Source organism: Leptolyngbya sp. AS-A5 (genome assembly GCF_039962495.1).
Lineage (GTDB): Bacteria > Cyanobacteriota > Cyanobacteriia > Leptolyngbyales > Leptolyngbyaceae > Leptolyngbya.
On the sequence record NZ_JAMPLL010000002.1, the window covers coordinates 319,320 to 345,566 of the forward strand.

23 protein-coding genes are annotated in these 26,247 nt (G+C 49.8%); 14 read left to right on the plus strand and 9 right to left on the minus strand.

The window, feature by feature from the left end; all coding sequences use genetic code 11:
* The first annotated feature begins 14 nt into the window (after nt 1–14).
* Nucleotides 15–1,652, plus strand: a complete 1,638-nt coding sequence (locus NC980_RS03905; RefSeq protein ID WP_190379811.1) for an acetolactate synthase large subunit — start codon at nt 15–17, stop codon at nt 1,650–1,652.
* Here NC980_RS03905 and NC980_RS03910 read toward each other — a convergent pair.
* The gene (locus NC980_RS03910; protein WP_190379812.1) at nt 1,649–2,077 is read right to left on the minus strand and encodes a hypothetical protein; all 429 of its coding nucleotides are present in this window, start codon (nt 2,075–2,077) and stop codon (nt 1,649–1,651) included. The genes NC980_RS03905 and NC980_RS03910 overlap by 4 nt on opposite strands.
* A 7-nt stretch (nt 2,078–2,084) precedes the next feature.
* Here NC980_RS03910 and NC980_RS03915 point away from each other — a divergent pair, with 7 nt between their 5' ends.
* The 4 genes from NC980_RS03915 to NC980_RS03930 all read left to right on the plus strand — a co-directional run bounded on the left by NC980_RS03915 (nt 2,085) and on the right by NC980_RS03930 (nt 6,711).
* Complete coding sequence (locus NC980_RS03915) at nt 2,085–2,744, plus strand: class I SAM-dependent methyltransferase (protein ID WP_190379813.1); 660 nt, start codon at nt 2,085–2,087, stop codon at nt 2,742–2,744.
* Nucleotides 2,741–3,886 (plus strand): cobalt-precorrin-5B (C(1))-methyltransferase CbiD, encoded by a 1,146-nt coding sequence (cbiD, locus tag NC980_RS03920; protein ID WP_190379814.1) that lies wholly within the window; start codon nt 2,741–2,743, stop codon nt 3,884–3,886. Before NC980_RS03915 ends, cbiD begins: the two co-directional genes overlap by 4 nt.
* 184 nt (nt 3,887–4,070) lie before the next feature.
* Entirely contained in the window at nt 4,071–5,618 is a 1,548-nt protein-coding gene (guaA, locus tag NC980_RS03925; protein WP_190379971.1) for a glutamine-hydrolyzing GMP synthase, read from the plus strand.
* 145 nt (nt 5,619–5,763) lie between these two features.
* A complete protein-coding gene (locus NC980_RS03930; RefSeq protein WP_190379815.1) occupies nt 5,764–6,711 on the plus strand; it encodes a cation diffusion facilitator family transporter in 948 nt (315 codons plus the stop codon).
* A gap of 78 nt (nt 6,712–6,789) precedes the next feature.
* Here NC980_RS03930 and ftsH3 read toward each other — a convergent pair whose 3' ends face one another.
* Nucleotides 6,790–8,631: an ATP-dependent zinc metalloprotease FtsH3 gene (gene ftsH3 / locus NC980_RS03935; protein ID WP_190379816.1), complete on the minus strand. Its 1,842-nt coding sequence runs from the start codon at nt 8,629–8,631 to the stop codon at nt 6,790–6,792.
* Between the two features lie 176 nt (nt 8,632–8,807).
* Here ftsH3 and NC980_RS03940 point away from each other — a divergent pair, with 176 nt between their 5' ends.
* The 3 genes from NC980_RS03940 to NC980_RS03950 are packed head-to-tail and all read left to right on the plus strand — an operon-like array spanning nt 8,808 to nt 11,700.
* Complete coding sequence (locus NC980_RS03940) at nt 8,808–9,992, plus strand: glycosyltransferase (RefSeq protein ID WP_190379817.1); 1,185 nt, start codon at nt 8,808–8,810, stop codon at nt 9,990–9,992.
* Nucleotides 9,986–10,780, plus strand: coding sequence for an aminotransferase class IV (locus NC980_RS03945; RefSeq protein ID WP_190379818.1), 795 nt, complete (start codon nt 9,986–9,988; stop codon nt 10,778–10,780). The genes NC980_RS03940 and NC980_RS03945 overlap by 7 nt, the downstream gene beginning before the upstream one ends.
* Before the next feature lie 53 nt (nt 10,781–10,833).
* Nucleotides 10,834–11,700, plus strand: coding sequence for a universal stress protein (locus NC980_RS03950; RefSeq protein WP_190379819.1), 867 nt, complete (start codon nt 10,834–10,836; stop codon nt 11,698–11,700).
* Here the strand turns inward: NC980_RS03950 and NC980_RS03955 are convergent.
* The 3 genes from NC980_RS03955 to NC980_RS03965 all read right to left on the minus strand — a co-directional run bounded on the left by NC980_RS03955 (nt 11,697) and on the right by NC980_RS03965 (nt 14,943).
* Nucleotides 11,697–13,244, minus strand: coding sequence for a serine/threonine-protein kinase (locus NC980_RS03955; protein ID WP_190379820.1), 1,548 nt, complete (start codon nt 13,242–13,244; stop codon nt 11,697–11,699). The genes NC980_RS03950 and NC980_RS03955 overlap by 4 nt on opposite strands.
* Nucleotides 13,245–13,323: 79 nt before the next feature.
* Entirely contained in the window at nt 13,324–13,782 is a 459-nt protein-coding gene (locus NC980_RS03960; RefSeq protein ID WP_190379821.1) for a hypothetical protein, read from the minus strand.
* Nucleotides 13,783–13,827: 45 nt separating this feature from the next.
* Nucleotides 13,828–14,943, minus strand: coding sequence for an anhydro-N-acetylmuramic acid kinase (locus tag NC980_RS03965; RefSeq protein WP_190379822.1), 1,116 nt, complete (start codon nt 14,941–14,943; stop codon nt 13,828–13,830).
* 182 nt (nt 14,944–15,125) lie between these two features.
* Here NC980_RS03965 and NC980_RS03970 point away from each other — a divergent pair, with 182 nt between their 5' ends.
* Complete coding sequence (locus tag NC980_RS03970; protein ID WP_190379823.1) at nt 15,126–15,581, plus strand: PepSY-like domain-containing protein; 456 nt, start codon at nt 15,126–15,128, stop codon at nt 15,579–15,581.
* A gap of 60 nt (nt 15,582–15,641) precedes the next feature.
* Here the strand turns inward: NC980_RS03970 and argJ are convergent, their stop codons facing one another.
* Nucleotides 15,642–16,898 carry a bifunctional ornithine acetyltransferase/N-acetylglutamate synthase gene (argJ, locus tag NC980_RS03975; RefSeq protein ID WP_190379824.1) on the minus strand — a complete coding sequence of 419 codons (1,257 nt, stop codon included), beginning with the start codon at nt 16,896–16,898 and terminating at the stop codon, nt 15,642–15,644.
* Between the two features lie 347 nt (nt 16,899–17,245).
* Entirely contained in the window at nt 17,246–19,837 is a 2,592-nt protein-coding gene (gene acnB, locus NC980_RS03980; protein WP_190379825.1) for a bifunctional aconitate hydratase 2/2-methylisocitrate dehydratase, read from the minus strand.
* A gap of 199 nt (nt 19,838–20,036) precedes the next feature.
* Between acnB and NC980_RS03985 the strand changes: the two genes are divergently transcribed.
* Nucleotides 20,037–20,963 carry a LysR family transcriptional regulator gene (locus NC980_RS03985; protein WP_190379826.1) on the plus strand — a complete coding sequence of 309 codons (927 nt, stop codon included), beginning with the start codon at nt 20,037–20,039 and terminating at the stop codon, nt 20,961–20,963.
* Nucleotides 20,964–21,014: 51 nt separating this feature from the next.
* Nucleotides 21,015–22,085 carry an anthranilate phosphoribosyltransferase family protein gene (locus NC980_RS03990; protein ID WP_190379827.1) on the plus strand — a complete coding sequence of 357 codons (1,071 nt, stop codon included), beginning with the start codon at nt 21,015–21,017 and terminating at the stop codon, nt 22,083–22,085.
* Here the strand turns inward: NC980_RS03990 and NC980_RS03995 are convergent.
* Nucleotides 22,082–23,407: a histidine phosphatase family protein gene (locus tag NC980_RS03995; protein ID WP_190379828.1), complete on the minus strand. Its 1,326-nt coding sequence runs from the start codon at nt 23,405–23,407 to the stop codon at nt 22,082–22,084. The two genes, NC980_RS03990 and NC980_RS03995, sit on opposite strands and share 4 nt — an antisense overlap.
* 126 nt (nt 23,408–23,533) lie before the next feature.
* On the opposite strand from NC980_RS03995, the gene NC980_RS04000 reads away from it, so the two are divergent.
* Nucleotides 23,534–25,039: a CPBP family glutamic-type intramembrane protease gene (locus NC980_RS04000; RefSeq protein ID WP_190379829.1), complete on the plus strand. Its 1,506-nt coding sequence runs from the start codon at nt 23,534–23,536 to the stop codon at nt 25,037–25,039.
* Here NC980_RS04000 and NC980_RS04005 read toward each other — a convergent pair.
* Nucleotides 25,036–25,458 (minus strand): hypothetical protein, encoded by a 423-nt coding sequence (locus NC980_RS04005; RefSeq protein ID WP_242027248.1) that lies wholly within the window; start codon nt 25,456–25,458, stop codon nt 25,036–25,038. The genes NC980_RS04000 and NC980_RS04005 overlap by 4 nt on opposite strands.
* Before the next feature lie 154 nt (nt 25,459–25,612).
* Between NC980_RS04005 and NC980_RS04010 the strand changes: the two genes are divergently transcribed.
* Complete coding sequence (locus NC980_RS04010; protein WP_190379830.1) at nt 25,613–25,876, plus strand: TM2 domain-containing protein; 264 nt, start codon at nt 25,613–25,615, stop codon at nt 25,874–25,876.
* Nucleotides 25,877–25,981: 105 nt separating this feature from the next.
* Entirely contained in the window at nt 25,982–26,164 is a 183-nt protein-coding gene (locus NC980_RS04015) for a hypothetical protein (protein WP_190379831.1), read from the plus strand.
* Nucleotides 26,165–26,247 lie beyond the last annotated feature (83 nt).

The following is a 26,247-nucleotide window of genomic DNA, read 5'->3' on the forward strand; positions in this document are numbered from 1 at the left end:
TTTGGAGGACGAGCATGAACACGGCAGAACTATTAGTCCGGTGTTTGGAAGCAGAAGGCGTTGAGTATATCTTCGGTCTACCCGGAGAAGAAAATCTTCATGTGCTAGAAGCGCTGCAAAACTCATCAATCCGGTTTATCACCACGCGACATGAGCAAGGTGCAGCATTTATGGCAGATGTCTACGGACGGCTCACCGGAAGGGCGGGGGTTTGTCTTTCCACGTTAGGGCCTGGTGCCACGAATTTGATGACTGGAGTTGCAGATGCCAATCTCGATCGCGCTCCGTTAGTCGCCATTACGGGACAGGTGGGCACCGATCGAATGCACATCGAATCGCATCAATACCTTGATCTGGTCGCGATGTTTGCGCCTGTTACCAAGTGGAACACACAAATCGTGCGACCCAGTAACACGGCTGAGATTGTTCGCAAAGCCTTCAAGATTGCTCAAACTGAAAAGCCCGGAGCGGTTCACATCGACTTACCGGAAAACATTGCGGCGATGCCTGTAGATGGAAAGCCGCTCATCTCTGACAACATTGAGAAGACCTTTGCTTCGTTCCGCAGTATCGAGAAAGCTGCTAACGCCATCAACGATGCAGCCAATCCATTAATTCTGGTAGGAAATGGGGCAATTCGCAGCAATGCAAGTGAAATGCTGACTAAGTTTGCGACTCGATTAAACATTCCGGTTGCAAATACGTTTATGGGCAAAGGAGTCATTCCTTACCCGCATCCGTTGGCGCTTTGGGCAGTGGGGTTACAACAGCGAGATTATATTAGCTGCGGATTTGATCAAGCCGATTTAGTCATCGCGATCGGCTATGACTTAGTAGAATACTCGCCGAAAAAGTGGAACCCAGGCGGCAGAATTCCGGTGATTCACATTGGCAGTACGCCTGCTGAAGTCGATAGTAGCTATATGCCGATCGCAGAAGTTGTCGGTGACATTTCCGATTCGCTGCAAGAGATTTTGTATCGCTGCGATCGCGATGGCAAACCCGACCCACAAGCGCTCGGCTTACGTCCTGAGATTCGCAGCGATTATGCTCAATATGCGAATGATGATGGCTTTCCGATCAAGCCGCAGAAGCTCATCTACGATTTACGGCAAGTGATGGGCGCAGATGACATTGTGATCTCGGATGTGGGCGCTCATAAGATGTGGATGGCGCGGCATTATCACTGTCATCGCCCGAATACCTGCATTATCTCGAATGGATTTGCGGCAATGGGAATTGCGATTCCGGGCGCGATCGCAGCGAAGTTAGTGCATCCCGATCGTAAAGTGGTTGCAGTCACCGGAGATGGTGGTTTTATGATGAACTGTCAGGAGCTTGAAACGGCGCTGAGAGTAGGAACTGCCTTCGTGACGATTATCTTTAACGATGGTGGCTATGGCTTGATCGAGTGGAAGCAAGAGAACCAGTTTGGACACTCATCGTTTATCAAGTTCGGCAATCCAGATTTCGTCAAATTTGCCGAAAGTATGGGGCTGAAAGGCTATCGGGTTGAATCGGTGGCGGATTTGATTCCAACTCTTAAAGAAGCGCTCGAACAAGACGTTCCCGCAGTGATTGACTGTCCAGTAGACTATCGAGAGAATCTACGATTTACACAGAAAGCAGGCGATCTGAGTTGCCCAATTTAGCCACGCTTCCGAGTGGGGCCGATCGCGGTTAAGTTCCATTCGTCTCCGCTCTGTTGGGCTAATCGCCAAATTTGAGTTTTTCCTTCGATTTGACGCTGCAAATACAGATCGAAGATGTTATCCACTTGTTTGTCTTGGCGCTTCGACTGCTTCAAGGTGAAATCATACTCGCCTTTAACGTGATACCCATCAAATCCTTCGATTTTGAGCGGAGTTTGATCTGTGATTTTGACGCGATCGATCGTCACTTTCGGAGCGGAAGTGAGTTTAAGCTGCTGACTAATTTCTTGCTGAGTACGATCGACTGTAATTGCGATCGCTTTTTTCAACACTGCACCCGGAACCGAGTAGCGCCCACCGCAGGCAGTTAAACCAACTGCAAGGACAATCGCTAGGATAATTTGTATCGCTCGTTTCACGGTCATAGCTCCTATGTTTAAGCAGGCGTTTGGTGTCGATGAGTCTCTCTACCGCTATATTCTCTCAAACTCGCTGCAAGAATCAGACATTCTCGCGCAACTTCGCGAAGAAACTGCACAACTGCCTCAAGCCCGAATGCAGATTTCACCTGATCAAGGTCAGCTAATGGCGCTGCTGGTGCGATCGATCCAAGCGAAAAAAGCTCTAGAAGTCGGAGTCTTTACCGGATACAGTTCGCTTTGTGTGGCAATGGCACTTCCCCCCAATGGAAAACTGATTGCTTGTGATGTGAGTGAGCAATATACGACAATCGCCCGCCGCTATTGGGCAATGGCAAATGTTTCAGACAAAATCGAATTGCACCTCGCACCCGCGATCGACACGCTCGATCGCCTGCTTCAAGATCAAACAGAAACTTTCGATTTTGCCTTCATTGATGCGGATAAAGGCAACTATGCAAACTACTACGATCGAGCGATTCAACTGGTGCGCCCTGGCGGATTAATTGCGATCGATAATGTGTTGTGGTCGGGTCGTGTGGCAGACGAAACCGATCACGATAAGATTACCAACACCATTCGCGCCTTTAATGCCAAAGTGGCGCAAGACGATCGCGTCTGGGTCAGCTTATTACCGATCGCCGATGGATTAACGTTAGCCCTGAAGAAATGAAATCTGGATATACCTTACCTGTTTTTGCTTGTGCCTCTGCGATCGCCGCTCTGCACCATCTTCGACACGGAATCGCGATCGATCAGGTTGAGCTTGATTTAATTAATCCGGCTCAAATTGTTCAGATCGCGATCGAGCAGGTTGCAAAATTAAGTAAAAATTCTGCGTTAGCAATCACTCGCAGCGATCCGGGTGACAATCTTGACCTCACCCGCAATACGCCTGTTTGGGCAATGGTGGAATTAGAGACAAGTGCTGCGATTGGAGATCTCGGAGGCCCCCTAAATCCCCCACTCGTGGGGGACTTTGATGTTTCCGATAATTTAGAGAGAATTACGATCGTCGGCGGTGAAGGCATTGGACAGCGATCGGATCAACAAGCTGCCATCTACGCTTATGCTCAACAGCTAATTCTCACAAACCTAAACCGATTGCTTCAGCCTGGAGAATCCCTGCGCGTCACCTTAATTTTGCCCGAAGGTCGGCAACTGGCAAAACGAACTTCAAACGAAGCTTTTGGTGTGGTTGAAGGCTTATCGCTGCTTGGAACTTCGGGCATTGCTCAACCGCTCAGCGCTCCCGATCAGCTCGAACAATTTCGCGCAGAACTTCAGGAAAAATCAAAGCGATTTGACACCCTCGTTTTTTGCATTGGAGAGAATGGTTTGGATCTTGCCGCAAAATTGGGCATCGATCGCGATCGCACCCTCAAAACTGCGAATTGGATCGGTTCTCTCTTAGTCGAGGCGGGAATTCAGCAAGTGAAATCAATCCTCCTATTTGGCTATCACGGTAAATTAATGAAACTTGCAGGCGGTATCTTTCACACTCATCACCATGTTGCTGATGCTCGACAAGAAATTCTCACCGCTCATGCCGCAAAAGTGGGAATCGATCCAGCAGATTTGCAAGCCATTCTTGCCAGCGCTACGGCTGAAGACGGATTGAAATACTTAAGAAATTTAGGAAAAGAAATCGAAGTTTATACCTCGATCGCCCAAACGATCGACGATCGTGCCCAGCATTACATCTTTACCCACAGTGAGGCAACCGTTGAGGTCGGTAGCATTTTGTTCGATCGTGCTCGGCAGATTTTGGTAAAAAGCAGAAAAGCAACCCAACTGCTTGAGTCCGTTTGCTAATGTGATTAGAATAGCCAGAATATCTAAAACGATTCATTTTTTACCGCTCTTCAAAACGCCCGTTTATCGTTGGTTTGACTCTCGTTCATTTCATCAGGAAACTCCCGTGACTCCACACACTGACCCGTCTGTTCTGGATACCCCGATCGTATCTACTTCAGATTTGGATGCGCTCGATCGTCAAATGATCGTGATTCTCGATTTTGGGTCGCAATATTCAGAACTGATTGCCCGACGTATCCGCGAAACCCAAGTCTATTCTGAAGTTCTGTCGTATCGCACCACGATCGAACAGTTGCGCCAACTCAACCCCAAGGGCATTATCCTATCCGGTGGCCCAAATTCGGTTTATGACAATGGCGCACCGCATTGTGATGCGGGAATTTGGCAGCTTGGCATTCCCGTTCTGGGAGTCTGCTACGGAATGCAACTGATGGTGCAACAGCTTGGCGGCAATGTCGAACGCAGCGATCGCGGCGAATACGGTAAAGCAAATCTCGCGATCGATGATCCGACCGATTTGCTTACCAATGTCGAAGATGGCTCGATCATGTGGATGAGCCACGGTGACTCAGTGACGCAGCTTCCATCCGGATTTGAGATCCTCGCTCACACGGCGAATACGCCGTGTGCTGCCATTGCCGAACACGATCGTAAACTCTACGGCGTACAGTTCCACCCGGAAGTGGTGCATTCTCAATACGGACAAGCTTTAATTCGTAACTTTGTTTACCACATCTGCGAATGTGAGCCGACTTGGACAACCGATGCGTTTGTCGAAGAAGCGATTCGCGAAATTCGTGCCAAAGTTGGGGATAAGCGAGTGCTGTTAGCGCTGTCTGGCGGCGTGGATTCCTCAACGCTGGCATTTCTGCTGCATCGAGCGATCGGCGATCAACTCACCTGTATGTTTATCGACCAAGGCTTCATGCGAAAGCTAGAGCCAGAACGCTTAGTGAAGCTGTTTCATGAGCAGTTTCATATTGATGTTGCCTATGTGAACGCTCGCGATCGTTTCTTGGCAGCGGTCGAGGGTATCACCGATCCTGAAGAAAAACGCAAACGCATCGGGCACGAATTCATCCGCGTGTTTGAAGCAGAATCGAAGCGGTTAGGGCCGTTCGATTATCTCGCTCAAGGGACGCTTTACCCGGACGTGATTGAATCTGCGGATACTAACGTTGATCCAAAAACTGGAGAACGAGTCGCAGTCAAAATCAAGAGCCATCACAATGTCGGTGGACTGCCAAAAGATCTGCAATTCAAGCTGATCGAACCGTTGCGGAAACTGTTCAAAGACGAAGTACGAAAGGTTGGTCGATCGATCGGTCTGCCTGAAGAGATCGTCAATCGTCAGCCCTTCCCTGGTCCTGGTCTAGCGATTCGGATTTTGGGTGAAGTGAACGAAGAAAAGCTGAACATTCTGCGAGATGCCGATCTAATTGTGCGTCAGGAAATCAATCGCGCAGGCATTTACCACGATGTATGGCAAGCTTTTGCCGTCTTGCTGCCTGTGCGAAGCGTCGGAGTGATGGGAGATCAACGCACTTATGCTTATCCGATCGTGCTGCGCTGCGTCAAGAGCGAAGACGGCATGACCGCAGACTGGGCGCGAATTCCCTACGATCTGCTTGAAACCATTTCCAACCGCATTGTGAACGAAGTCAAGGGGGTGAACCGTGTGGTTTACGACATCACCTCGAAGCCACCGGGAACGATCGAGTGGGAATAAGTAGAAACGGCACGATCACCCTTGATTAATTGAGGGCGATCGGACGGTTGCACACAATTGATCATTGCAGAATTTCTCGTAGTGACGCGATTAATCGCGTCACTACAATCTGAACCTAGAATTGAGAAGCTGCATTCGACTCGATATGGCACCCCACCAGAGGCATTCCCCCGGACACCACCAGCCCCCCGGTCACGGTCATACCCACCGGACTAATTCTTACAATCGCGCTTTTATTGTCAGTGTCACGCTGAATGCTGGTTTTGTCGTTGCTGAAGTGGTGTATGGACTTTTAGCTAACTCTCTAGCGCTGCTTGCGGATGCAGGACACAATCTCAGCGACGTTTTAGGATTATTACTGGCTTGGGGGGCGAGTATTTTAGCGCGTCGTCAACCGACTCCCCGACGCACGTTTGGATTTCGCCGATCGTCAATCTTAGCCGCTTTGCTCAATGCAACGTTTCTCCTCATTGCCTGTGGTGGCATTGGCTTAGAAGCGATCCAACGATTTCACACTCCAGCACCCGTTGAAGGTGGAACGATTATTTTGGTAGCAGCGATCGGGATTGCGGTGAATACGAGCAGTGCGCTGATGTTCGTGTCGGGACGCAACTCTGATCTGAATATTCGCGGCGCATTTTTGCATTTAGCCGCCGATGCGCTGGTTTCGCTGGGCGTGGTGCTAACTGGGATTGCAATTCTGATGACTGGATGGCAGTGGCTTGATCCGATCGTCAGTTTGGCAATTACGATCGTGATTGTGATCGGGACATGGCAACTGTTTCAAGAATCGTTTAATCTCATGCTGGATGCAGTTCCAGAAGAGATTGAACCGCTTGCGGTGCGAACGTACCTTGCAGAGCGTCCTGGTGTCGCTCAGGTGCATGATTTGCACATTTGGGCGATGAGTACAACCGAGGTGGCGCTAACGGCTCATTTGATTACCCCGGCTGGGCATCCGGGAGATGCCTTCTTAGCTGAACTCTGCCGCGAGTTGCATGATCATTTCGGCATCGAACACGCCACAATTCAAATCGAGCTTGGTGATCCAAGTACAGCTTGTGCTGTAGCTTGTGAAGATGCCATCCAATAAATAAAATAGAGGGATGCCCCGGTGGAACATCCCTCAAAAAGATTCTATTGGGTTAGAAACTAGGCGAGTATTCAGCGCTTACGCGATCGCTGCAATCTTCACATCACTGGTGCTGAGCAGTTCTTGCAGTTCGTCTGAATCCACCGTTTCTTTCTCAACTAGCATTTCAGCCAGTTTGTCAAGAACCGGACGATTTTGAACCAGAACCGCCTTAGCACGACGATACGCTTGCTCGACTAAGTTCCGCACTTCGTCATCGATCGCGGCTGCAGTTTCTTCCGAGAAGTCGCGTTCTGCGGCGATGTCCCGACCGAGAAACATATTGCCTTGCTGACGACCGAGCGCTACCGGGCCTAAACGATCGCTCATTCCAAAGCGTGTCACCATCTGCTTCGCCACTCGTGCCACTTGCTGAAGGTCATTCGATGCGCCTGTAGTCACTTCTTCTTCACCAAAGACGATTTCTTCAGCAATCCGACCACCGAGCGCAACTGCCATCTGGTTTTGCAGGTAAGAGCGGGAGTATAAGCCGGAATCCATCCGGTCTTCACTCGGTGTGAACCAAGTTAACCCGCCTGCACGACCGCGAGGAATGATGCTGATCTTTTGAACTGGATCGTAATCGGGCATTAACGCACCGACTAATGCATGACCTGCTTCATGGTAAGCGACCAGCTCTTTACGCTTTTCGCTCATGACGCGATCTTTCTTCTCAGGTCCAGCGAGGACGCGATCGATGGCATCGTTAATTTCGTCCATTGAAACTTCGGTCAGATTGCGACGAGCCGCCAGGATCGCGGCTTCGTTCAGCAAGTTCGACAAGTCTGCTCCGGTAAATCCAGGAGTCCGACGGGCGATCTTTTCAAGATCAACATCTTTCGACAGGGTTTTGCCGCGAGCGTGGACGTTGAGCACTTCCAAACGACCTGCGTAATCAGGACGATCGACCACCACTTGACGGTCAAACCGACCCGGACGCAAGAGCGCAGCGTCCAGTACATCAGGACGGTTCGTTGCCGCGATGATGATGATTCCGGTGTTGCCTTCAAACCCGTCCATCTCGGTAAGAAGTTGGTTCAGGGTTTGCTCACGTTCATCGTTTCCGCCACCGAGACCTGCGCCCCGCTGACGACCAACCGCATCAATTTCATCAATAAAGACGATACAAGGTGCGTTGGTTTTTGCTTGCTCAAACAGATCGCGGACGCGGGAAGCTCCCACACCGACGAACATCTCAACGAACTCAGAACCCGAAATTGAGAAGAACGGTACACCTGCTTCACCTGCAACTGCTTTTGCCAGCAGGGTTTTACCGGTTCCGGGAGGGCCGACAAGCAGAACACCCTTGGGAATTTTTGCGCCAATTGCGGTAAAGCGATCGGCATTCTTCAAGAAGTCCACGACTTCATTGAGTTCGAGTTTTGCCTGGTCAATCCCTGCCACATCATTAAATGTGACTTGGGTTTGAGGTTCCATTTGAACTCTAGCTTTGGATTTGCCGAAGTTCATGGCTTGGCTACCCGGCCCGTTTTGAGCACGGCGCAACAGGAAGAATAGACCCACAAGCAGCAAGATCGGGAAGAACAGGCTGCTGACGGCGCGGAGCCAGAAGTCGTTGCCATCGGTTGCAGGCAGGACAGAAATATCGACGTTGTTGCGGGTCAGAATGCTAATGAGTTCGGGGTCGCTGGGTAGATTAACTAGAATCCGGCTACCGTCTTGGGACTGCACCAAGGCGCGAGAGCGATCGGAACTCAAACTTACTTTATTGACGTTATTTTTTTCAACTTCTTGAATAAACTGGCTGTAGCGCCAAGTTTCACGTGTTTGGGGTTGCTTATCAAAGACCGCCGTTGCTAAGGCAATCACGACGATCGCTAAAAGCGCATATAGCCCTGCATTTCTCCACCGCTTGTTCACCGGGGTGTATCCTCCTGAAAATAGGAATGAAAAGGGATCTCAGATTTGTATTGTTAATTTATATTACTGCTTATTAAGGCAGCTTGCATGGATCTGCAAGAAATCTGAGAATCACTGGTTTATCCAATTTAACGTAATGATTTGATAATGGACTTCGATTTCTGGGGCAAATTGCGATGCAGCTAAGCTTTTGTATCATTGTCAAAAATGAAGAGCAGAATTTGCCGCAATGCTTGAGGAGTGTGCAGGATTGGGTCGATGAAATGATTGTGTTAGATACGGGATCGAGCGATCGTACCGTTGAAATTGCTCGATCGTTTGGGGCACAAGTTCACTCTTTTGATTGGTGTAATGATTTCTCAGCAGCGCGGAATGCGTGCTTGAAGTATGCTCAGGGCGATTGGGTGTTAGTGCTGGATGCAGATGAAACTCTAGTGGCTGAAGTTGCGCCGATTTTGCGAAGCGCGATCGAGCAGGAGGAGTATTTAGTCTTTAATTTAGTTCGGAGGGAAGTTGGAGCTGCACAATCTCCGTACTCGCTAGTTTCTCGATTGTTTCGGCGGCATCCTGAACTTTGGTTTTCTCGTCCCTATCACGAGATGATTGACGATCAGGTGTTGTTGTTGTTGCAGCACGAACCGCACTGGAAAATTGGAGCAGTTTCAGAAGTTGCAATTCTGCATGAAGGCTATCAGGCGGACGTGATCGCGGGGCGCGACAAGGTGAATAGAGCACGATCGACCATGGAAGCCTTCCTCGCTGCTCATCCGAATGATCCTTATGTTTGTAGCAAGCTGGGTGCGCTCTATGTTGGAGTGGGTGAAACTGCAAAAGGAATCGAGCTTTTAGAGCGGGGATTATCGGCGGTCGAAGATGCTTCGACGAAATACGAACTGCATTATCATCTGGGTGTTGTGTATTCAGAGCTAAATGAGATAGAGAAAGCGGCACAACAGTATCAGGAAGCGATTCGGCAGGCAGTTCTACCAAAACTTAAGCTAGGAGCAATCAATAACTTTGCAAGCCTGCTGAAAGACTGTGGTGATCTGCAAAATGCAGCGCTTCTTTATCAACAAGCTTTAGACATTGATCCAACTTTCGCGATCGCATATTGCAATTTAGGTGCAACGCTCAAAGCAATGGGACAGCTCACCACTGCGATCGACCATTATCATCAAGCCATTGCACTCAATCCGAACTATGCAGAAGCTTATCAAAATCTCGGTGTGGTGTTGCTGAACCTGGGTCGAGTTCCTCAAAGCTTAGAGGCATTCCGAACTGCGATCGCGCTACATCAACAACAAAATCCTTCTGAAGCTGAAAGACTCAAGCTTGGTTTAAGAGAGATGGGACTATGGTGAAACATTGGTACAACGGCAGCGCGATCGAGGGCGACCAAATTCAACTCTCAATCAATGATCCAGGCTTAATTTATGGTGCAACGACGTTTACAACATTGCGAGTGTATCAATCCCTGGATCACGCTTTAACTCAGTGGGATGAACATTGTGATCGATTGAAGACCACGATCGCAGCCTTTCACTGGCAAGATCCAAACTGGAACAACATTCGCTCTGGTGCAGAATGGATGGCGCTTCACTATCCAACGCTGAGAGTTGTTGTGTTTCCAGATGGGCGAGAATGGATTACGGGTCGATCGCTCCCTCTCGACTTAGCACAACGTCAACAGCAAGGCATTACTGCTTGGGTAGCAGAATCAGAACTGAGTCGATCGCTGCCTCAACATAAAACCGGGAACTATCTCGCGCCTTGGCTTGCACTGCAAACCGCGCAGCAATTGAATGCTCAAGAAGCAATTTTGATTGATCAGCATGGAAACTGGCTCGAATCAAGCACGGGGACGCTTTGGGGCTGGAAAGACGATCGCTGGTGGACACCACCTTTAAGCACGGGCATCTTACCCGGATTATTGCGCTCGCGCTTAGTTCCAGAACTATCACCGATCGAGGAGGCTTGGACTGCTGAAGTGGTGAAGGGATTTGAAGCGATCGCTTATACGAACTGTGTAATGGAACTGATTCCGATTCATACGGTGCTCGATCGCGACCAAAAGTATCACTACAATTCGGCTCATACAAAATTTCAGCAAATCAGAAATCTCTTTCTGAGCAACTCTACCGACTTGTAGGAAGGCGCGGGATGTTGCACAGTTAAGGAAGAATAGCGCGTTATCTAAATTCTATGTTTTACCGGATTTTAATCTGTACTGACTTCAGCGATGGACTCCAACGACTGGTACATTTTGTCCCTCAGTTTGCCGCCAGCGGAATGCAGCAAATTGTATTTCTTCATGTCGTGCCGCTCTCAGAAGATCTCGGAGTGCCTAAGGCCAATGCCGAAAAAGTCGATCGTGCTCAAAAACGGCTTGCTCCTGCACTAGAACAAATTCCCGCAGGAGTCGAAGTCAAAGTCGAAGTACAACCCGGACGCGCTGTAGATGTGATTCCCCGCATCGCCAAAACCTATCAATCCGATGTGATTTTGATGGGAACCCAAAGCCGTAACCTTTTCACCGAAACTCTATTTGGCAGCACCACCGCAGAACTTTCGCAGCGATCGCCCACTCCCCTCATGACAGTGCGCCCTCAACTGATCTCAGCCCTCACCACGGAAGAACTGACCCTGCGCTGTCAGCATCTATTCCGGGGACTGCTGATTCCCTACGACGACAGCAATGCTTCAAAGCACATGATCGCTCAAATTGTTCAACATGCCCAACCTGAAATCCCTCAGACTTGCTACCTTTGTCGCGTCATTGAAGAAGGCGGCAGATTTGATCCCTCGCCTGCGGAAGAACAACGTTTAATCTCAGAAACCTTAGCGCCTGCTCAAGCCCAACTGCAAGCCGCAGGTATCAAAGCCGAACTCGAACTGCGTCGAGGAAACGCGATCGCTCAAATTCTACAGGCTGCTCAGGATAAAGATGTCAGCGCGATCGCAATCTCCTCTAACAGCAGCAATCGTGGCTTCTACTCTGTTCCTAGCTTTGCAGCAGAACTCTTACGGCGAAGTTTGCATCCCGTTTTATTTTTTCCGACTCCGCGTTAAGCCGTACTTCTGTCGGAATGAACCTGGGTTAAATCCGACAGAACTTTCGGCTTCATCCGCTCAAATTCAGCTTTGAGCAAATCTTTACTGACGGCTGCTTTGCCCACAGATGCCCAGGCTTGGCTGGCAAGCATCCACTCGCGAATTTGCGATCGTTGGGTAGCTGTGGTCTGTACGGGTATCACATAGGCGCAGTGGTGCGGATCTTCGATCGCGAAAAACAGAATGTAATAACTTTCCTTTTCGATCAGGAGACGAGTTAGTTTTTGACCTTGTTCGGTTTTCAAATCCAGAAAACACTTTAACCAGCGCGGGTTGCCGTCTTTATGCTGAATCTGATTATAAAGCGCTGTCACCCAGAGAACCACAGGATGCGGCGATTGAATGCACAGAAACGTTTTGAAAAACTGATTGTATAGCCGACCGACTTGAATGTTCTCAATTTCCTGCTGAGGTAGCATCACCCATATCGTTGCTGAAGTGTCCTGCTTGGTTTCGAGAACGTGGGGAAAGACAATTTGCGCGATCGGCTTATCTTTGGGCCAAGCGGTGAGTTGGCAAGCATCATCCGCGGAGAGGCGATGTGTACTGCGAGTTAGTGTTGTAACGGGTCGTTTCAGCAACGCCTCACCAATGCGATGACTAATTTGGCGATTGGCATCGTAGCGCTGTTCGAGCGGCTCTAAAGCTTTGAGAATTTCTTCGACCGTTTGAGGACGATCTTGTGGCAGTTTGGCTAAACACCGCATGACCAGGGCTTCTAGTACCTTCGGCACTCTTGTGGAGGGATTTGCCTCGACAAAACTTTTTGGTTGCTGAAAATGATGCGTTTTGTACCAACCGCCAAACGAATGGTTATCCGCTTGCAGCGGCATTCGTCCGGTTAGCATTTCATAAAACATCACCCCCAAACTGTAGATATCCGATCGCGAATCGAGTTCGCGTCCTTCCATTTGCTCTGGAGAAGAATACGCCAAAGTTCCCATGTAGGAACTGGTTTGACTGCTGTCGGCTTGCATCAATTTGGAAATCCCGAAGTCGAGAACTTTGAGCAATTCTCCGAAACCTGTGTCCTGTGTTACGAGGATGTTGCTAGGCTTGATATCTCGGTGAATGATTGGACAAAGAGTACCCTCGATCGCAATGCCGTGATGAGCGCAGTGTAGTCCCGCACAAAGCTGACGCGCCAAACTGAGAAAGCGAGGAAGCGGTAGATTTTGAGCGCTAATCATTTCGCTCAAGCTATTGCCCTCTAAGTATTCCATTACGTAGTAGGGCACTTCTTGGTCATCGACTCCGTAATCCATCACGCGGACAATGTGCATACTTTTGGTGCTGAGGAGCGCACAAGTCCGGGCTTCACTCCGAAAGCGATCGCGCATTTTCCGCGTTAACAGCGTTTGCGACAGAAACTTGACTGCGACGATCACGCCGCCGAGTAGGACATCTTCCGCTTTGTATACCTGCCCCATCGCACCACGTCCGATCAGCTCGATCAGTTGATAGCGATTGGAGAGCAATTGTCCGATTCGAGGGTCAGTCATGCGGCGAGAGATTCAAGCAACGGATAACTTCAGTATGGACACTTGCGTCTTTGAAATAACTTGATGAAGCGGGGGCTGCCTACGTAAGTGGAGCAGCTTGTCGCTCTAGGGTGGCTTCCATCATGTTGGTCAGCGCGTGTCCAGTAAGCATAGTGCTGGCAAGGTAATAGCGATCGTCGCTCAGGCGGTAGAGTGTTTCAAATCCGCTGCGTCGCTGGCGATCGCCCAAAACCCAGTGCCGTTGAACGAGCGATTCAGGCGCAACCCACCCTTCGCCTTCGATGCGTCCCAGAATACTGTGCTGCAACACAAAGGTATAGCGGCGATCGCCCTGATCAAGCCGTCCTCGATAGTGCAGGGTCATGTCTTCGCGATCGGGCGCTTGAGGAAACGTGAGTTTGGTAATCAGAGTGAACCAGTCATCACGGCTCCAAGCGACGATGAGTTTTCCTTTCATAGCGATCGGGAGTCCGTCACGCTCTAGCCAATTTCCCTGGAGCGTCCAGCGTCCTGGCTCCATTAAAAACGTGTGGTTCACGGCGGTTCTAGGCTAAGTGGCTCCCCATGCTACCATGCAGCGCTCTTAGGCTACGTGGTAGATTTCCCCTAAAAGTACGGGTTGCGGTGCGCCTGTGACCTCCGGGAGATTACCAGGAATTCCGCGATAGCGCCAATATGCCAGGATTGCAAATGCGATCGCTTCTTTAAAGTCGGCGTTCAGTCCAGCTTCGTCGGTTGTGGTAATAATGCTGTCGGGCAGGAAGGCTTGGAGGCGAGCTTTGAGGTAAGTGTTATGACTGCCACCCCCGCAGACTAGGACGCGATCGGGCAGTTGCGGCAGGAATGTTTTGTAGCTGTGGGCGATCGAGGCGGCGGTGAATTCGGTCAGGGTTGCCAAAACGTCAGCCTGACTTAGACCTGCGGCATCGGCTAAACAAGCGTTGAGATAGTCTTGTCCAAAGTGTTCTCGTCCGGTAGATTTGGGCGGCGGCTGCTGAAAAAAGTCTTGCTGTAACCAGCGATCGACGAGTTCTTGATTTGGGGTGCCGCTAGCCGCCCAAGCGCCATCGCGATCGTAAGTTTGATCGGAGAACTGTTGGACTGCCAGGTCGATCAGCATATTTCCGGCTCCCGTGTCCCAACCCCGAATCGGTAGTCCTGATTTTGCTGGAGGTAAAAAGGTGACATTGCCAATGCCGCCGATGTTTTGCACACAGCGATATTCGATCGGATGTCTGAGTAAAGCAGCATCGATCGCGGGAACGAGGGGTGCGCCTTGTCCGCCGATCGCGATGTCTGCTGTGCGGAAGTTGCTGATTGTGGCGATTTTTGTTTGATGCGCGATCGTGGCTCCGCGTCCAAGTTGCAGGCTGTAGCCTAAGCGATTGGATGGGGGACGATGAAAAACGGTTTGACCGTGCGAACCGATCAGAACGGCTGGCGTTTGGTTGGTCTGAATTCGCAGGGCGGCTTGGGCGAATTGATTAGCAATTTCGTCATCGAGTTCGGCAAGTTCCGCCATTGATAAAGCGGCTCCACTGCAAACCGATAGAATGCGATCGCGTAACTGTGCTGGATAGGGATAGGTTTCACCTGCGATTAGAGTTGCTTGCAAGTCATCTGTAGAGCCAGAGATCTCAACTAGAGCGGCATCAATGCCATCGACGGATGTACCACTCATCAAGCCAGTTATACGCATGGGGTTTGCTGCTTAAAGGTCAGGATTTATTGTGGAGTTGAATGGTTGAAACCGCAATCATTTGCAGAATTGATTCCAGTTTGAAACACAAATTCCGAAATGCTCAATTAATGTGAACGTCCACAAATCAAATTGAGATTAGCGCCTGGGCAGACTAATTTAGAAATCACCTGCCATTCATTATGCTATTCAACTTTTCCACAGTGCGCCGATCGCATAGACACCCAATTCTGATCGCATCTTTAGCACTTGCTGGTTGTAGCTCCAGTTATGCAGTTCCAAGTTCTGTTCAGCAAGCTTTCAATCTGAAGTATCCCGGCATAAATGCAAGGTGGGAAGAAAAGCCTTACGGTTATGAAGCAGTTTTTGTAAAGGATGGCAGGGAGTATGAGGCGGAGTTTTCTCGATCGGGGCAGTGGCTCGAAACGGAATACGAATTGGGAGCCGATCAGTTTTCTGCGATCGTGCTAGAGCGGGTGAGACAGCAATATCCGGGGTATGCGGTGACAAAGCATGAAATTGAACTGACTCCGAACGGCACATTTTATGAGGTTGAAATTGAGCGCGGTGATGAAGAAATAGAGCTTTATTTTGACGAGCGCGGCAATCTGATCAGCAATGCCAACGAGGATGCTTAGGATACGAGAGCGATCGTATGAAGGACGATCGCTCTTTACAGGAGCAGTAATTTGAATGCTCTAAGTTGTATACTCTGCGTTGATTTTCACATAGTCATAACTTAGATCGCAGCCCCAAGCTTTTCCACTGCCTGAACCGTTACCAATGCTTACAGAGATAATCACCGGATGATCTAACGATTGTCGATCGCCTTCTGTACTTCTTGCAGCTTGTTGCTTCAAATATCCACTCGCTGCTGCACGATCGAACGGTTGTGGTTGTCCGTTCTGCATCATCAAAAATTCACCCAGCTTAATTTGCAAGTCTGCTTGATCGAAGGTGACATCCGCTCGTCCGGCTGCACCCGCAATTCTGCCCCAGTTCGGATCGCGTCCAAAAATCGCCGATTTTACCAGCGACGACCCTGCGATCGTTCGCGCCACTCTCCGCGCCGATGCATCATCTGCTGCACCCGAAACCTGCACTTCAATCAGACAGGTTGCTCCTTCGCCGTCTCGTGCGATCGCTTTTGCCAAATACATACAAACTTCTGTCAGCATCGCTTCGAGCTTTTCTGCTTCGGCTCCCGCTTCGGTAATGGCAGGTGTTCTCGATTGTCCATTTGCTAAAGCAATCAAACAATCATTCGTACTGGTATCGCCATCGACTGTGATTTGGTTAAAACTACGATCGGCTGCCCGACTTAACATTTGCTGCCATAGAGGAGGAGAAACCGCCGCATCGCAAGTGACAAACGCTAACATTGTCGCCATGTTGGGGTGAATCATGCCTGAACCTTTAGCAATGCCACCGATGCGAACCGGACGATCGGCGATTGTCGTTTCGAGCGCGATCGATTTGGGGACTAAATCTGTGGTTGTGATCGCTTTGGCTGCGGCATCGTTTCCGGTTTCGCTCAGGCTTGTGACGAGAGTTGGCACTGCCGAACGCAACGCATCCATTTTGATGCGCTGACCGATGACTCCGGTGGAAGCGAGCAGAATTGTATCTGAAGCCAGATTGAGCGCTTGGGCAATCAGTTGGGCGCTTTCGAGCGCATCAATCATGCCTTGTGCGCCTGTTGCGGCATTTGCTTGTCCTGCGTTGCAGAGGATTGCGCGACAATTTGATTTCGTTTGCAGGCGTTCGCGGCAGTAATCGACCGGAGCAGCGCGGACTTGGGACGTGGTGAAGACTCCAGCCGCGATCGCATCGACTTCGGAGACAATCAGGGCGAGATCTGGTAAGCCAGAGGGCTTGAGTCCAGCCGTGATTCCTGCTGCTTTGTAGCCTTTCGGGGCTGTAATGCCGCCTGCGATTTGCTGCCAGTCTGCCATGATATCTCACCTATGTTCCTGAATCGCGATTATATCGGCAGTCGGGATGAGGGGCTAGAGGTTTAAACAAGAAAAAAGGAGGGTCGCAGTTCGCGAGTCCCCCCATCATCAGGGTGCATCTACTTATCACAGTATGACATTGACAGGGTGAGGGGTGAAACCCCTTCAGTGCAACTTCGTAAAATTTACACCTTATTTTGAAGCAGCTTCACAAAGATCAGTAATCTTACGCTGGGAAAAGCGGTGTCTATAAACTTGTAGGAAAACTCCATTTTTCCAGCAGTTCAGTCGAAAAGCAGATGCCATCGCCTTTTGAGCAAGATTATAGACACCCTCTTTCCCCCTAGCTAGCTCACACTAGCGATGAGTTTTGCTTCTTCTTCTTTCGATAGCACTCGTCCTTCATCCTCGAAACCGGAAATCCGATCGAAGTTCAAATACTGATACAAGTCTGCCGCAAACGGGTCAATTTTCTCTTGTACCACGCTCATGTACTCCTCGATCGTCGGAATTTTGCCCAACAGCGCACAGACTGCCGCCAGTTCCGCAGAGCCAAGATAAACCTGTGCCCCTTTACCCATGCGGTTGTTGAAGTTACGGGTGGAAGTTGAGAACACCGTGACACCATCCTCGACTCGCGCCTGATTGCCCATACAAAGCGAGCATCCAGGCATTTCTGTCCGCGCTCCGGTGGCTTGGAAGATTTCGTAGACTCCTTCAGCGCGTAGCTGTTGTTCGTCCATGCGGGTTGGCGGGGCGATCCAGAGTTTAGCTTTGGCGACTCCGGCTCCTTCGAGAATTTTCGCAGCAGCGCGGTAATGTCCGATGTTGGTCATGCAAGAACCGATAAAGACTTCGTGGATTGGGTCGCCTGCACATTCGGACATCAGTTTGATATTGTCGGGATCATTGGGAGCGGCAACGATCGGCTCCTTAATCTGATCGAGATCAACTTCGATGATGTCTGCGTATTCAGCATCTGGATCAGCTTGTAATAAATGCGGATCAGCCAACCATTCTTCCATCTTGCGGACGCGGCGGAGAATGGTACGAGCATCACCGTAACCTCGTGCCACCATATTTTTGAGTAGGGCAGTATTGGAGCGTAAGTATTCAGAAACGGTTTCAACCGAGAGTGCGATCGTGCAGCCTGCTGCCGATCGTTCAGCCGTGGCATCGGTGAGTTCAAAGGCTTGCTCTAACTGCAAATCGGGCAATCCTTCCATCTCGATAATTTTGCCAGAGTAAACGTTCTTTTTGTTTTCTTTGGCAACCGTGAGCTTACCTTGCTGCATCGCGACGTATGGAATCGCGTTTACCACATCGCGCAGGGTGACTCCGGGCTGTAGTTTGCCTTTGAATCGAACCAGTACCGATTCAGGCATATCAAGCGGCATTGCACCGAGCGCAGCGGCAAATGCAACGAGACCTGAGCCAGCCGGGAAAGAAATTCCAAGCGGGAAACGAGTGTGTGAATCGCCGCCTGTGCCAACGGTATCAGGAAGCAGCATCCGATTCAGCCAGGAGTGAATGATGCCATCTCCCGGACGCAGAGAAACGCCGCCGCGAGAATTAATGAAATCAGGCAGCTCGTGATGGGTTTTGATGTCTACAGGTTTCGGATAGGCCGCTGTGTGACAGAAGCTTTGCATCACCAGATCTGCGCTGAATCCGAGACAGGCGAGTTCTTTCAGTTCGTCGCGGGTCATTGGTCCTGTGGTATCTTGCGATCCAACCGTGGTCATGATGGGTTCACAAGAGGTTCCGGGACGAACACCGGGAAGCCCACAAGCTTTACCCACCATTTTTTGAGCCAGTGTAAAACCTTTTCCGGTATCGGCTGGCATTTGCGGACGCACGAATAGATCGGAAATCGGTAATCCCATTGCCGATCGAATCTTGTCGGTTAGCGTCCGACCGATCAGCAAGGGAATCCGTCCCCCAGCTCGGACTTCATCCAAGATCGTGTCCGGTTTCAGCGTGAAAGTTGAAATAACTTCACCGGATTCGTTGGTGATTTCACCTTTATAGGGATAAATCGTGATCACATCGCCTGTATTGAACTGCGTGACATCACATTCGATCGGCAATGCTCCCGAATCTTCTGCCGTGTTGAAGAAGATCGGCGCAATTTTCCCACCGAGAATGTAACCGCTCGATCGCTTGTTCGGCACAAACGGAATATCCTCGCCAATGTGCCACAGCACCGAGTTGATCGCCGATTTCCGCGATGATCCAGTTCCGACTACATCGCCTACATAAGCAAGCGGATGCCCTTTTTGTTTGAGTTCAACGATCGTTTCCAGCGATCCAGGTTGGCGCGTTTCCAACATTGCCAGCGCGTGAAGCGGAATGTCTGGGCGCGTGGTGGCGTGAGTTGCAGGTGATAAATCGTCAGTATTGGTTTCGCCCGGAACCTTGAACACCGTAACCGTAATTGCTTCTGGCAAAGGAGCGCGATTGGTAAACCATTCTGCCTCTGCCCAAGACTTCAACACGCGCTGAGCATAGGCGTTCCCGCTCTCCGCCAGTTCTTGCACATCATGAAACGCATCGTAAACCAGCAGCGTTTTACTCAGAGCCGCTGTCGCTGTTTCTGCAATTTCAGGATTCGGTGACTTGAGCAATTCGATTAGCGAATGCACATTGTAGCCACCCATCATCGTGCCCAACAGTTCAACCGCTTCTTTCGGTGAGACAAGTGGACTGGTGATTTCTTCTTTCGCGATCGCGCTCAAAAATCCTGCCTTAACGTAAGCCGCTTGATCGACTCCCGGCGGAATACGATCGCGTAACAACGAAAGCAGAAACGCTTCTTCACCCGCAGGTGGAGCCTTGAGCAATTCACACAGGTCTGAAGTCTGCTGCGGACTAAGCGGCAGGGGTGGGATTCCTAAAGCCGCCCGCTCAGCAACGTGTTGACGGTAAGATTCAAGCATATTCGGGTTGATTCGGTGTAGATCAGCAGCGTTATCACTCTATCGCGAACTTCTAGTCTAAAACTTCAGAGGAAGGATGCGGTAGAATGACTGCACTTCAAATCCTTTTCTGAACCTAAATTTTCTCCTGTATCAGTCCTTACGAAAGTTCTTTCACAAATCCGCTAAGGTCACAAGAATGTGACTCAGGTTACACCCTATGCGCCTAGAGCAGCTACAGGCATTTTTAGCGATCGCAGAAACCGGAAGTTTTCAGCAAGCCGCCCGCAAGTGTGATGTGACGCAATCGACGATCAGCCGCCAGCTTCAATCGCTGGAAGCTGATTTGGGAATGTCTTTGCTGCATCGGACGGCTCAGGCAAAATTGACCGTTGCAGGTGAGCGGTTTCTGCCTCGCGCTCGGAAGATCTGTCAAGAATGGCGCAACGCGATCGCTGAGCTTGAAGAACTCCGACTTGGAAAGCAGCCTGAACTCTGTATTGCTGCAATTCATTCGGTCTGTGCCTTTCATTTGCCGCCTGTGCTGCAACGCTTTTGTCAGGACTTTCCCGAAGTGCAGTTGCGCGTGACTTCGTTAGGAAGCGATCGCGCCTTGAAAGTCTTGAAAGATGGATTGGTGGATCTAGCGATCGTCATGAACAACCGCTTTCTCACGGCAAGTCCAGAGATGGTGGTGGATGTGCTTTACGATGAACCTGTACGGGTGTTAATGGCAGCAGCTCATCCTTTGGCGCAGTATCAAATGGTGCCGTGGTCGGAGCTAGTTCACTATCCACAAGTCGTGTTCAAGGATGGCTATGGAATGCAGCGCTTGGTGCAAGAACAATTCCAGCGCCAAGGTGCAACGCTCAAAGCGGCTTTAGAACTGAATACTCTGGATGCGTTTCGAGGCGTGGTCAGGCAGGGAGAATTGATTGCACTCTTACCTCAAAGCGCCATTCAAGACATTCATCTCGATCCAACCCTAGCAGTACGATCGACCACTGACCCAACGCTAATTCGACAAGTCGTTCTGGTGACGACGCACGATCGACTTCAAATCCCGCCCATTCAGCGATTTCGGGCACTGGTTCAAGAACTCATGCAGCCGTCGTTGTTGGTACAGCTTCCAAAAGCGCTCGTCTGATATGATGTAACACCTTGCAATGTGCAGCCATTCATTTCTTGGGTAGAAGCTATGAGCTATGAGTTTCGGGACTTGCTAAAGAAGGTCGGCAGTGGAACCCACACAAACGAGAACCTGACTCGTCAAGAAGCAGAAACCGCAACCCGACTGATGCTGCTGCAAGAAGCAACTCCCGCCCAGATTGGCGCGTTTATGATTTCGCACCGAATCAAGCGCCCAACCGGAGAAGAACTGGCTGGAATGCTCGATGCTTATGATGCTCTAAGCGCTCGGCTGCCTGCGATCGCATCCAAGATTCCCGTTACGGTGATGTGCAATCCCTATGATGGTCGATCGCGCACTGCTCCATTAAGTCCGTTGATTGCGCTGGTTTTAGCGGCAGCAGGCGTTCCGGTGGTGCTACACGGGGGCGATCGAATGCCGACGAAAGAAGGTGTTCCCTTGATTGAACTCTGGGACGGATTAGGCGTGAATTGGAAGCCCTTGTTGATCGCTCAAGTGCATCAAGTTCTAGAAAGTACAGGCTTAGGATTTGTCTATTTGCCGACGCATTTTCCCTTAGCTCAAGGTTTGGTTCCGTATCGAGAACAAATTGGTAAACGTCCGCCGTTTTCGACGCTGGAATTGATGTGGAACCCTTATGCGGGTGAATCGCATTTAGTTTGCGGCTATGTCCATCCACCAACTGAAGGAATGTTCCGGGATGCGTTTGCAATGCGGGGAACGACGAACTTTACAACAGTGAAAGGACTAGAAGGCAGTTGTGATTTGCCCCGCGATCGTACCGCGATCATCGGCATTGGTATGGGCGAAAAGTTTGAGCGCCTAACTCTAGTGCCGCGTGATTATGGATTTGCCGCAAGAGAGTTACCCCTCACCCCGCTCGATGAAATTTTCACTGAAATGCAGGCAACTCTTAAAGGCGAACCCTCTGAACTGTCGCAAGCGGTGATTTGGAATAGTGGGTTTTATCTGTGGCGATCGCACATCTGCACCAGTCTAGAAGCGGGGTTTGCTCAAGCAAAAGCGATTTTAGAACTAGGGCAGGCTGAGCGTAAATTGCAACAATTGATCGGGGCGATCGCAGAGTTGCGATCGCCCACTCCGGCAAATTCAATCTAGAGTGCGCCTGCTGCGGTCTTATCTAGAACACCGCCTAAATGCGTCGTAATGTTCATCGCCATCAACAAGGGAGTTGCATCGGCTCCCTTGACATAATCAATCACGCTCACCGCGCCGTTACCTTGCTTGAAGTTCCAAAAAGCAGCCGGAGTTAAGCCTGCAATGTAGCAAAGGATAGCTTTGTTAATCGCATCGTGAGCAACGACGAGAATCGTTTCTCCGGGATGAGCGGACTGAACGATCGCATTCCAACCCACAACGGCACGATCCCAGACTTGCTGTAAGTTCTCGCCTTCTGGCATTTGAACCGTTTCCGGGTGTTGTTGCCACTGATGCAGCAATCCAGGGTAATCGGCTTCAATCTCAGATTCAAATTTGCCTTCCCAAAGTCCATGGCTGATTTCGCGCAGATCATCGCGCAGCTTCAGTTCAACTTCGGAATGATATTTGAGAATGATTTCTGCAGTTTCTTTTGGGCGTGCCATTGAGCTACTCACGGCAGAATCAATTTGCACAGATTTGAGAAATTCTGCGGCTTGACTCGCTTGAACTCGTCCGTTGTCGTTGAGCGGTACATCAATTTGACCCTGAAATCGTCCCTGCCGATTCCACTCAGTTTCGCCGTGTCTCACAAGCAACAGACGAGCACCTTTGTGATTCGGTCTCGTTTTAGGAATCGTTTCGCCCAGATGTGAGGTGACGTTGAGCGATTCGATTTGAACTTGATCCCCCAATTCACCAGAGAAATTGAGAACGCTGATTCCACAGTTAGAAATATGGAAGCGCTGATAATCTGCGGGTTGAAGCCCGATCGCAGTATTAATCAACGCTCTATTAATCCCACTATGCGCGACGATCAAGATGGTTTGATTGCGGTGTTGAGGAATCGTCGATCGCCAAAATCGCTCTGCCTGCTCATATAAATCCAAAACAGGAGAAAGTTCAGCCCCATCCGGTAGCGGCATTCTGACCTTGTGCGGTTCCGAGTGCCAGTGAGCATACATTTCCGGGTATTTCTCTGCAATTTCCGTAAACAGCAAGCCTTCCCAAATCTGAATATTAATCTCTTTGAGATCATCAGTCGTTTGAAGCGGAGGCGGATTGTCAAGACCTGCAAGAACAATTTCAGCCGTGCGTTTAGCGCGTTGTAAGGGACTGCTGTAAATCGCATCGAACTTCAAATCTTTCAGGGCAGTTGCAACTTGGGTTGCCATCTTTTCGCCCTTCTCGGTCAGCGTGGAGAGATCACAATGCCCCTGCGCTCTTTTTTCCACGTTATAGCTGCTTTCACCGTGGCGCACGAGAATTACACGAGTCGTCATAGAAGTTGTTTAGGGCAAAAAGTCAGCCTGATTTTATCGTGTTCGGGTGGCGAAAGTACGATCGCAATTCAGCGCGATCGACCCTGAGTTCCCTAGAATAACGGGAAGACACTTTAAGGGACTGGCATGACACCGAAGCGGATTTTATTGTGGGGTTTGACCTTAGTTGCAGTCGCGGCGATCGCGCTTGATCTAATTGGCAGTTGGAATCAACCTCAATTCCAGAGCCGATTAGAACTTTCTCAGACGGACTTACTTCTTCAAGCAGCGCAGTACCAAGGCGATTCCAATACAGCCGCACTCACCGATCGCAACCCCCAAAAAACCGCGCTGGAAGCGTATCAAAAAACGCGATCGTCGGTCGAAAAAGGAATTTCCACGGCTCAAACCCAAATTGAATCAGATTCCGATTCTGCTAAGGCCTTAACGACGGAACTTGCAAAACAAGTGACATTGCGCGATGAGCTTGATGTCAGAATTGGCATCCTTCAGGCTCAACAAAATCAAGTTGATGCGGCACTCAAAAGCTGGGCGAATCTCACCGCTCCGCAGACTCAAAAAAGCCGCAATCTCAAAATAACGGCGGATACCTTAACTGCACTGTGGCAGAATACATTGCCACCCAGAGCCGAATCGATTCTGAAGCAAAATCTCACAGGCTGGTTCCGCAACCGATCGCTCGAAAAACTCTACACGTTAGAACAGCGATCGGATGCCTTAACTGACCTTCGCAATGCAGAACAGCAAACCTCTCAACAGGCTTTAGTGAAGTGGGTCAGCGCTAATGCAGTTCCAGCGATCGCGCTGATCGTTGGCTTTGGGGTGCTGCTCATTCTAGGAGGACAATGGCTGCTCAAGCGCGACCAGTCCTTACTGTTGGGAACGAACGCAATCCGATGGGCAGTGCCTTGGGATTTTGAGATTACTTGGCAGGTGTTAGTGGTTGGTTTCTTCGCTGTTGGGCAACTGTTAATCGGACAGGTGATTGTCCCGCTCGGATTGTTGGCGGCAAGAACAGCATTTCAGCTTGATCCGACGACCTTTACCGTGCGCGATCGAGCGTTTCTCGCTTTCTTCACTTATCTATTGCTGGCAGCAGGTGGACTTAGCGTTCTGTACTTCTCGATTCGGAAGTTTTTGCCGCTTGAGAACAACTGGTTTCGCTTCAGCCTAAAGGGTCGCTGGTTACTTTGGGGTGTGGGTGGATATGCAGCAGCTTACCCGCTAGTTGCAGGAATCTCCTGGATCAATGACAAAATTTGGCAGGGTCGCGGCGGCAGTAATCCGCTCTTGTCGATCGCGCTTGAAGGTCGAGATTCGATCGCGCTCGTTCTATTTTTTGTCACGGCAGCGATCGCGGCTCCGTTGTTTGAGGAAACGTTTTTCCGGGGATTTCTCCTGCCCTCGTTGACGAAGTATTTCACGACTTGGCAATCAATTTTGATCAGCGGCTTAATCTTTGCGATCGTGCATCTCAGCTTATCCGAAGTCCTACCTCTAACTGTGTTGGGCGTGATCTTAGGATTTGTCTACACGCGGACGCAAAATCTGATGGCATCGGTGCTACTTCATGCTTTATGGAATAGCGGCACCCTATTGGCATTGTTCCTACTTGGTAGTGCAGCAACCTAACCTCGCTTCCACCTCAGCTTGATTATCGCGATCGCCCCTAAGAACAGCACAGAAAGGGCGATCGCGACGATCGTTTCTTCAATTCTTGGCGACAGAATTACGATGAAATCTTGTCCCTTCGTTAGCGCTGCGAAACTCGAAACACAAAATGGCATCAGATATAGCCTGAATGTTTGCCAGCGATCGCGCCTGCTTTGAGGGGACACGCTTAAGAGCAACCCTGTTCCAATCACGGCGCTGATGCCGATCGAGTTGATCCAGAGCTTAGGTGACGGATCGAAGTAAAAGTAAACCGTAACTAGATACCAAATGAGGTAGCACCAGAGAACCGCTTTACTGGGTTTAATTTTATAAAGATATTGAATCAATCCCTTCATTGGCACATCTTGGTGGGCAAGCGTCGGCGATCGTTTTAGCAAATTATCTCACCAATCCTGCTGTTGAGTCGTTCACAAAACTTCTCAGTAATATCACGGCTGCGTCTGTAAACTTTGTTGAGTGTTCCTGTATAAGTATTTTCTGGGGTTGGGGTACACTGCCAGCAGATAGACATGAGCTTCAAAAGGAGAAAGTATGACAAGTGGAACTTCTGGTGATGCAAGTAAGAAGATTGCAGCAGGCATCTGCGGTATTTTGCTAGGAAGCCTTGGTGTACACAAATTTATTTTAGGTTACACAACCGAAGGGCTAATTATCTTAGCTTCAACCTTTCTAACCTGCGGAGTTGGTGCAATGGTGACATCAATTATCGGAATCGTAGAAGGCATCATTTACCTTACCAAGAGCGATGATGAATTTGTCAGTACCTACATCGCCAGCAAAAAAGGTTGGTTCTAACAGTTGGTTCCAACAAAAGTAGCCTTAACACAAGGGTAGCTTAGTAATGCAGTCTAGTTTTGACGATCAACATTAGGCTGCATTTGATTCTCTTTGGTCTCGACAATGCAGAAACTTTCAAAATCTTCGCTGCTGTTCTTCTACGGTGTTCTGGGAATGGGCTATTTCAATGCCTTTTCCTCACTCGACATTAATCCAATTCTCAGAAATTACCTCATTCTCGTCCCGGTTCAGATTGGGCTAGTCGTCTATTTTCTCTGGTTCCGTCGCGACACTCTGAAAGACTAAACCCTAACGAGATTCAAAAAAAATGACCAATCCGGCAAAACATCTTCTACGCTCAAGAAAGGAGATGTCTTTGATCGGAGCGT

Coding starts and splice junctions, on each gene's coding strand:
- NC980_RS03950 (WP_190379819.1), top strand. CDS start 10,834: ATGTTTTACCGGATTTTAATCTGTACTGACTTCAGCGATGGACTCCAA.
- NC980_RS03930 (WP_190379815.1), top strand. CDS start 5,764: ATGGCACCCCACCAGAGGCATTCCCCCGGACACCACCAGCCCCCCGGT.
- NC980_RS03910 (WP_190379812.1), bottom strand. CDS start 2,077: ATGACCGTGAAACGAGCGATACAAATTATCCTAGCGATTGTCCTTGCA.
- cbiD (WP_190379814.1), top strand. CDS start 2,741: ATGAAATCTGGATATACCTTACCTGTTTTTGCTTGTGCCTCTGCGATC.
- NC980_RS03990 (WP_190379827.1), top strand. CDS start 21,015: ATGAGCTATGAGTTTCGGGACTTGCTAAAGAAGGTCGGCAGTGGAACC.
- NC980_RS03985 (WP_190379826.1), top strand. CDS start 20,037: ATGCGCCTAGAGCAGCTACAGGCATTTTTAGCGATCGCAGAAACCGGA.
- NC980_RS03965 (WP_190379822.1), bottom strand. CDS start 14,943: ATGCGTATAACTGGCTTGATGAGTGGTACATCCGTCGATGGCATTGAT.
- NC980_RS03945 (WP_190379818.1), top strand. CDS start 9,986: ATGGTGAAACATTGGTACAACGGCAGCGCGATCGAGGGCGACCAAATT.
- NC980_RS03915 (WP_190379813.1), top strand. CDS start 2,085: ATGTTTAAGCAGGCGTTTGGTGTCGATGAGTCTCTCTACCGCTATATT.
- NC980_RS03955 (WP_190379820.1), bottom strand. CDS start 13,244: ATGACTGACCCTCGAATCGGACAATTGCTCTCCAATCGCTATCAACTG.
- guaA (WP_190379971.1), top strand. CDS start 4,071: ATGATCGTGATTCTCGATTTTGGGTCGCAATATTCAGAACTGATTGCC.
- NC980_RS04015 (WP_190379831.1), top strand. CDS start 25,982: ATGCAGAAACTTTCAAAATCTTCGCTGCTGTTCTTCTACGGTGTTCTG.
- NC980_RS03970 (WP_190379823.1), top strand. CDS start 15,126: ATGCTATTCAACTTTTCCACAGTGCGCCGATCGCATAGACACCCAATT.
- NC980_RS03940 (WP_190379817.1), top strand. CDS start 8,808: ATGCAGCTAAGCTTTTGTATCATTGTCAAAAATGAAGAGCAGAATTTG.
- argJ (WP_190379824.1), bottom strand. CDS start 16,898: ATGGCAGACTGGCAGCAAATCGCAGGCGGCATTACAGCCCCGAAAGGC.
- NC980_RS04000 (WP_190379829.1), top strand. CDS start 23,534: ATGACACCGAAGCGGATTTTATTGTGGGGTTTGACCTTAGTTGCAGTC.
- acnB (WP_190379825.1), bottom strand. CDS start 19,837: ATGCTTGAATCTTACCGTCAACACGTTGCTGAGCGGGCGGCTTTAGGA.
- NC980_RS03905 (WP_190379811.1), top strand. CDS start 15: ATGAACACGGCAGAACTATTAGTCCGGTGTTTGGAAGCAGAAGGCGTT.
- NC980_RS04010 (WP_190379830.1), top strand. CDS start 25,613: ATGACAAGTGGAACTTCTGGTGATGCAAGTAAGAAGATTGCAGCAGGC.
- NC980_RS03995 (WP_190379828.1), bottom strand. CDS start 23,407: ATGACGACTCGTGTAATTCTCGTGCGCCACGGTGAAAGCAGCTATAAC.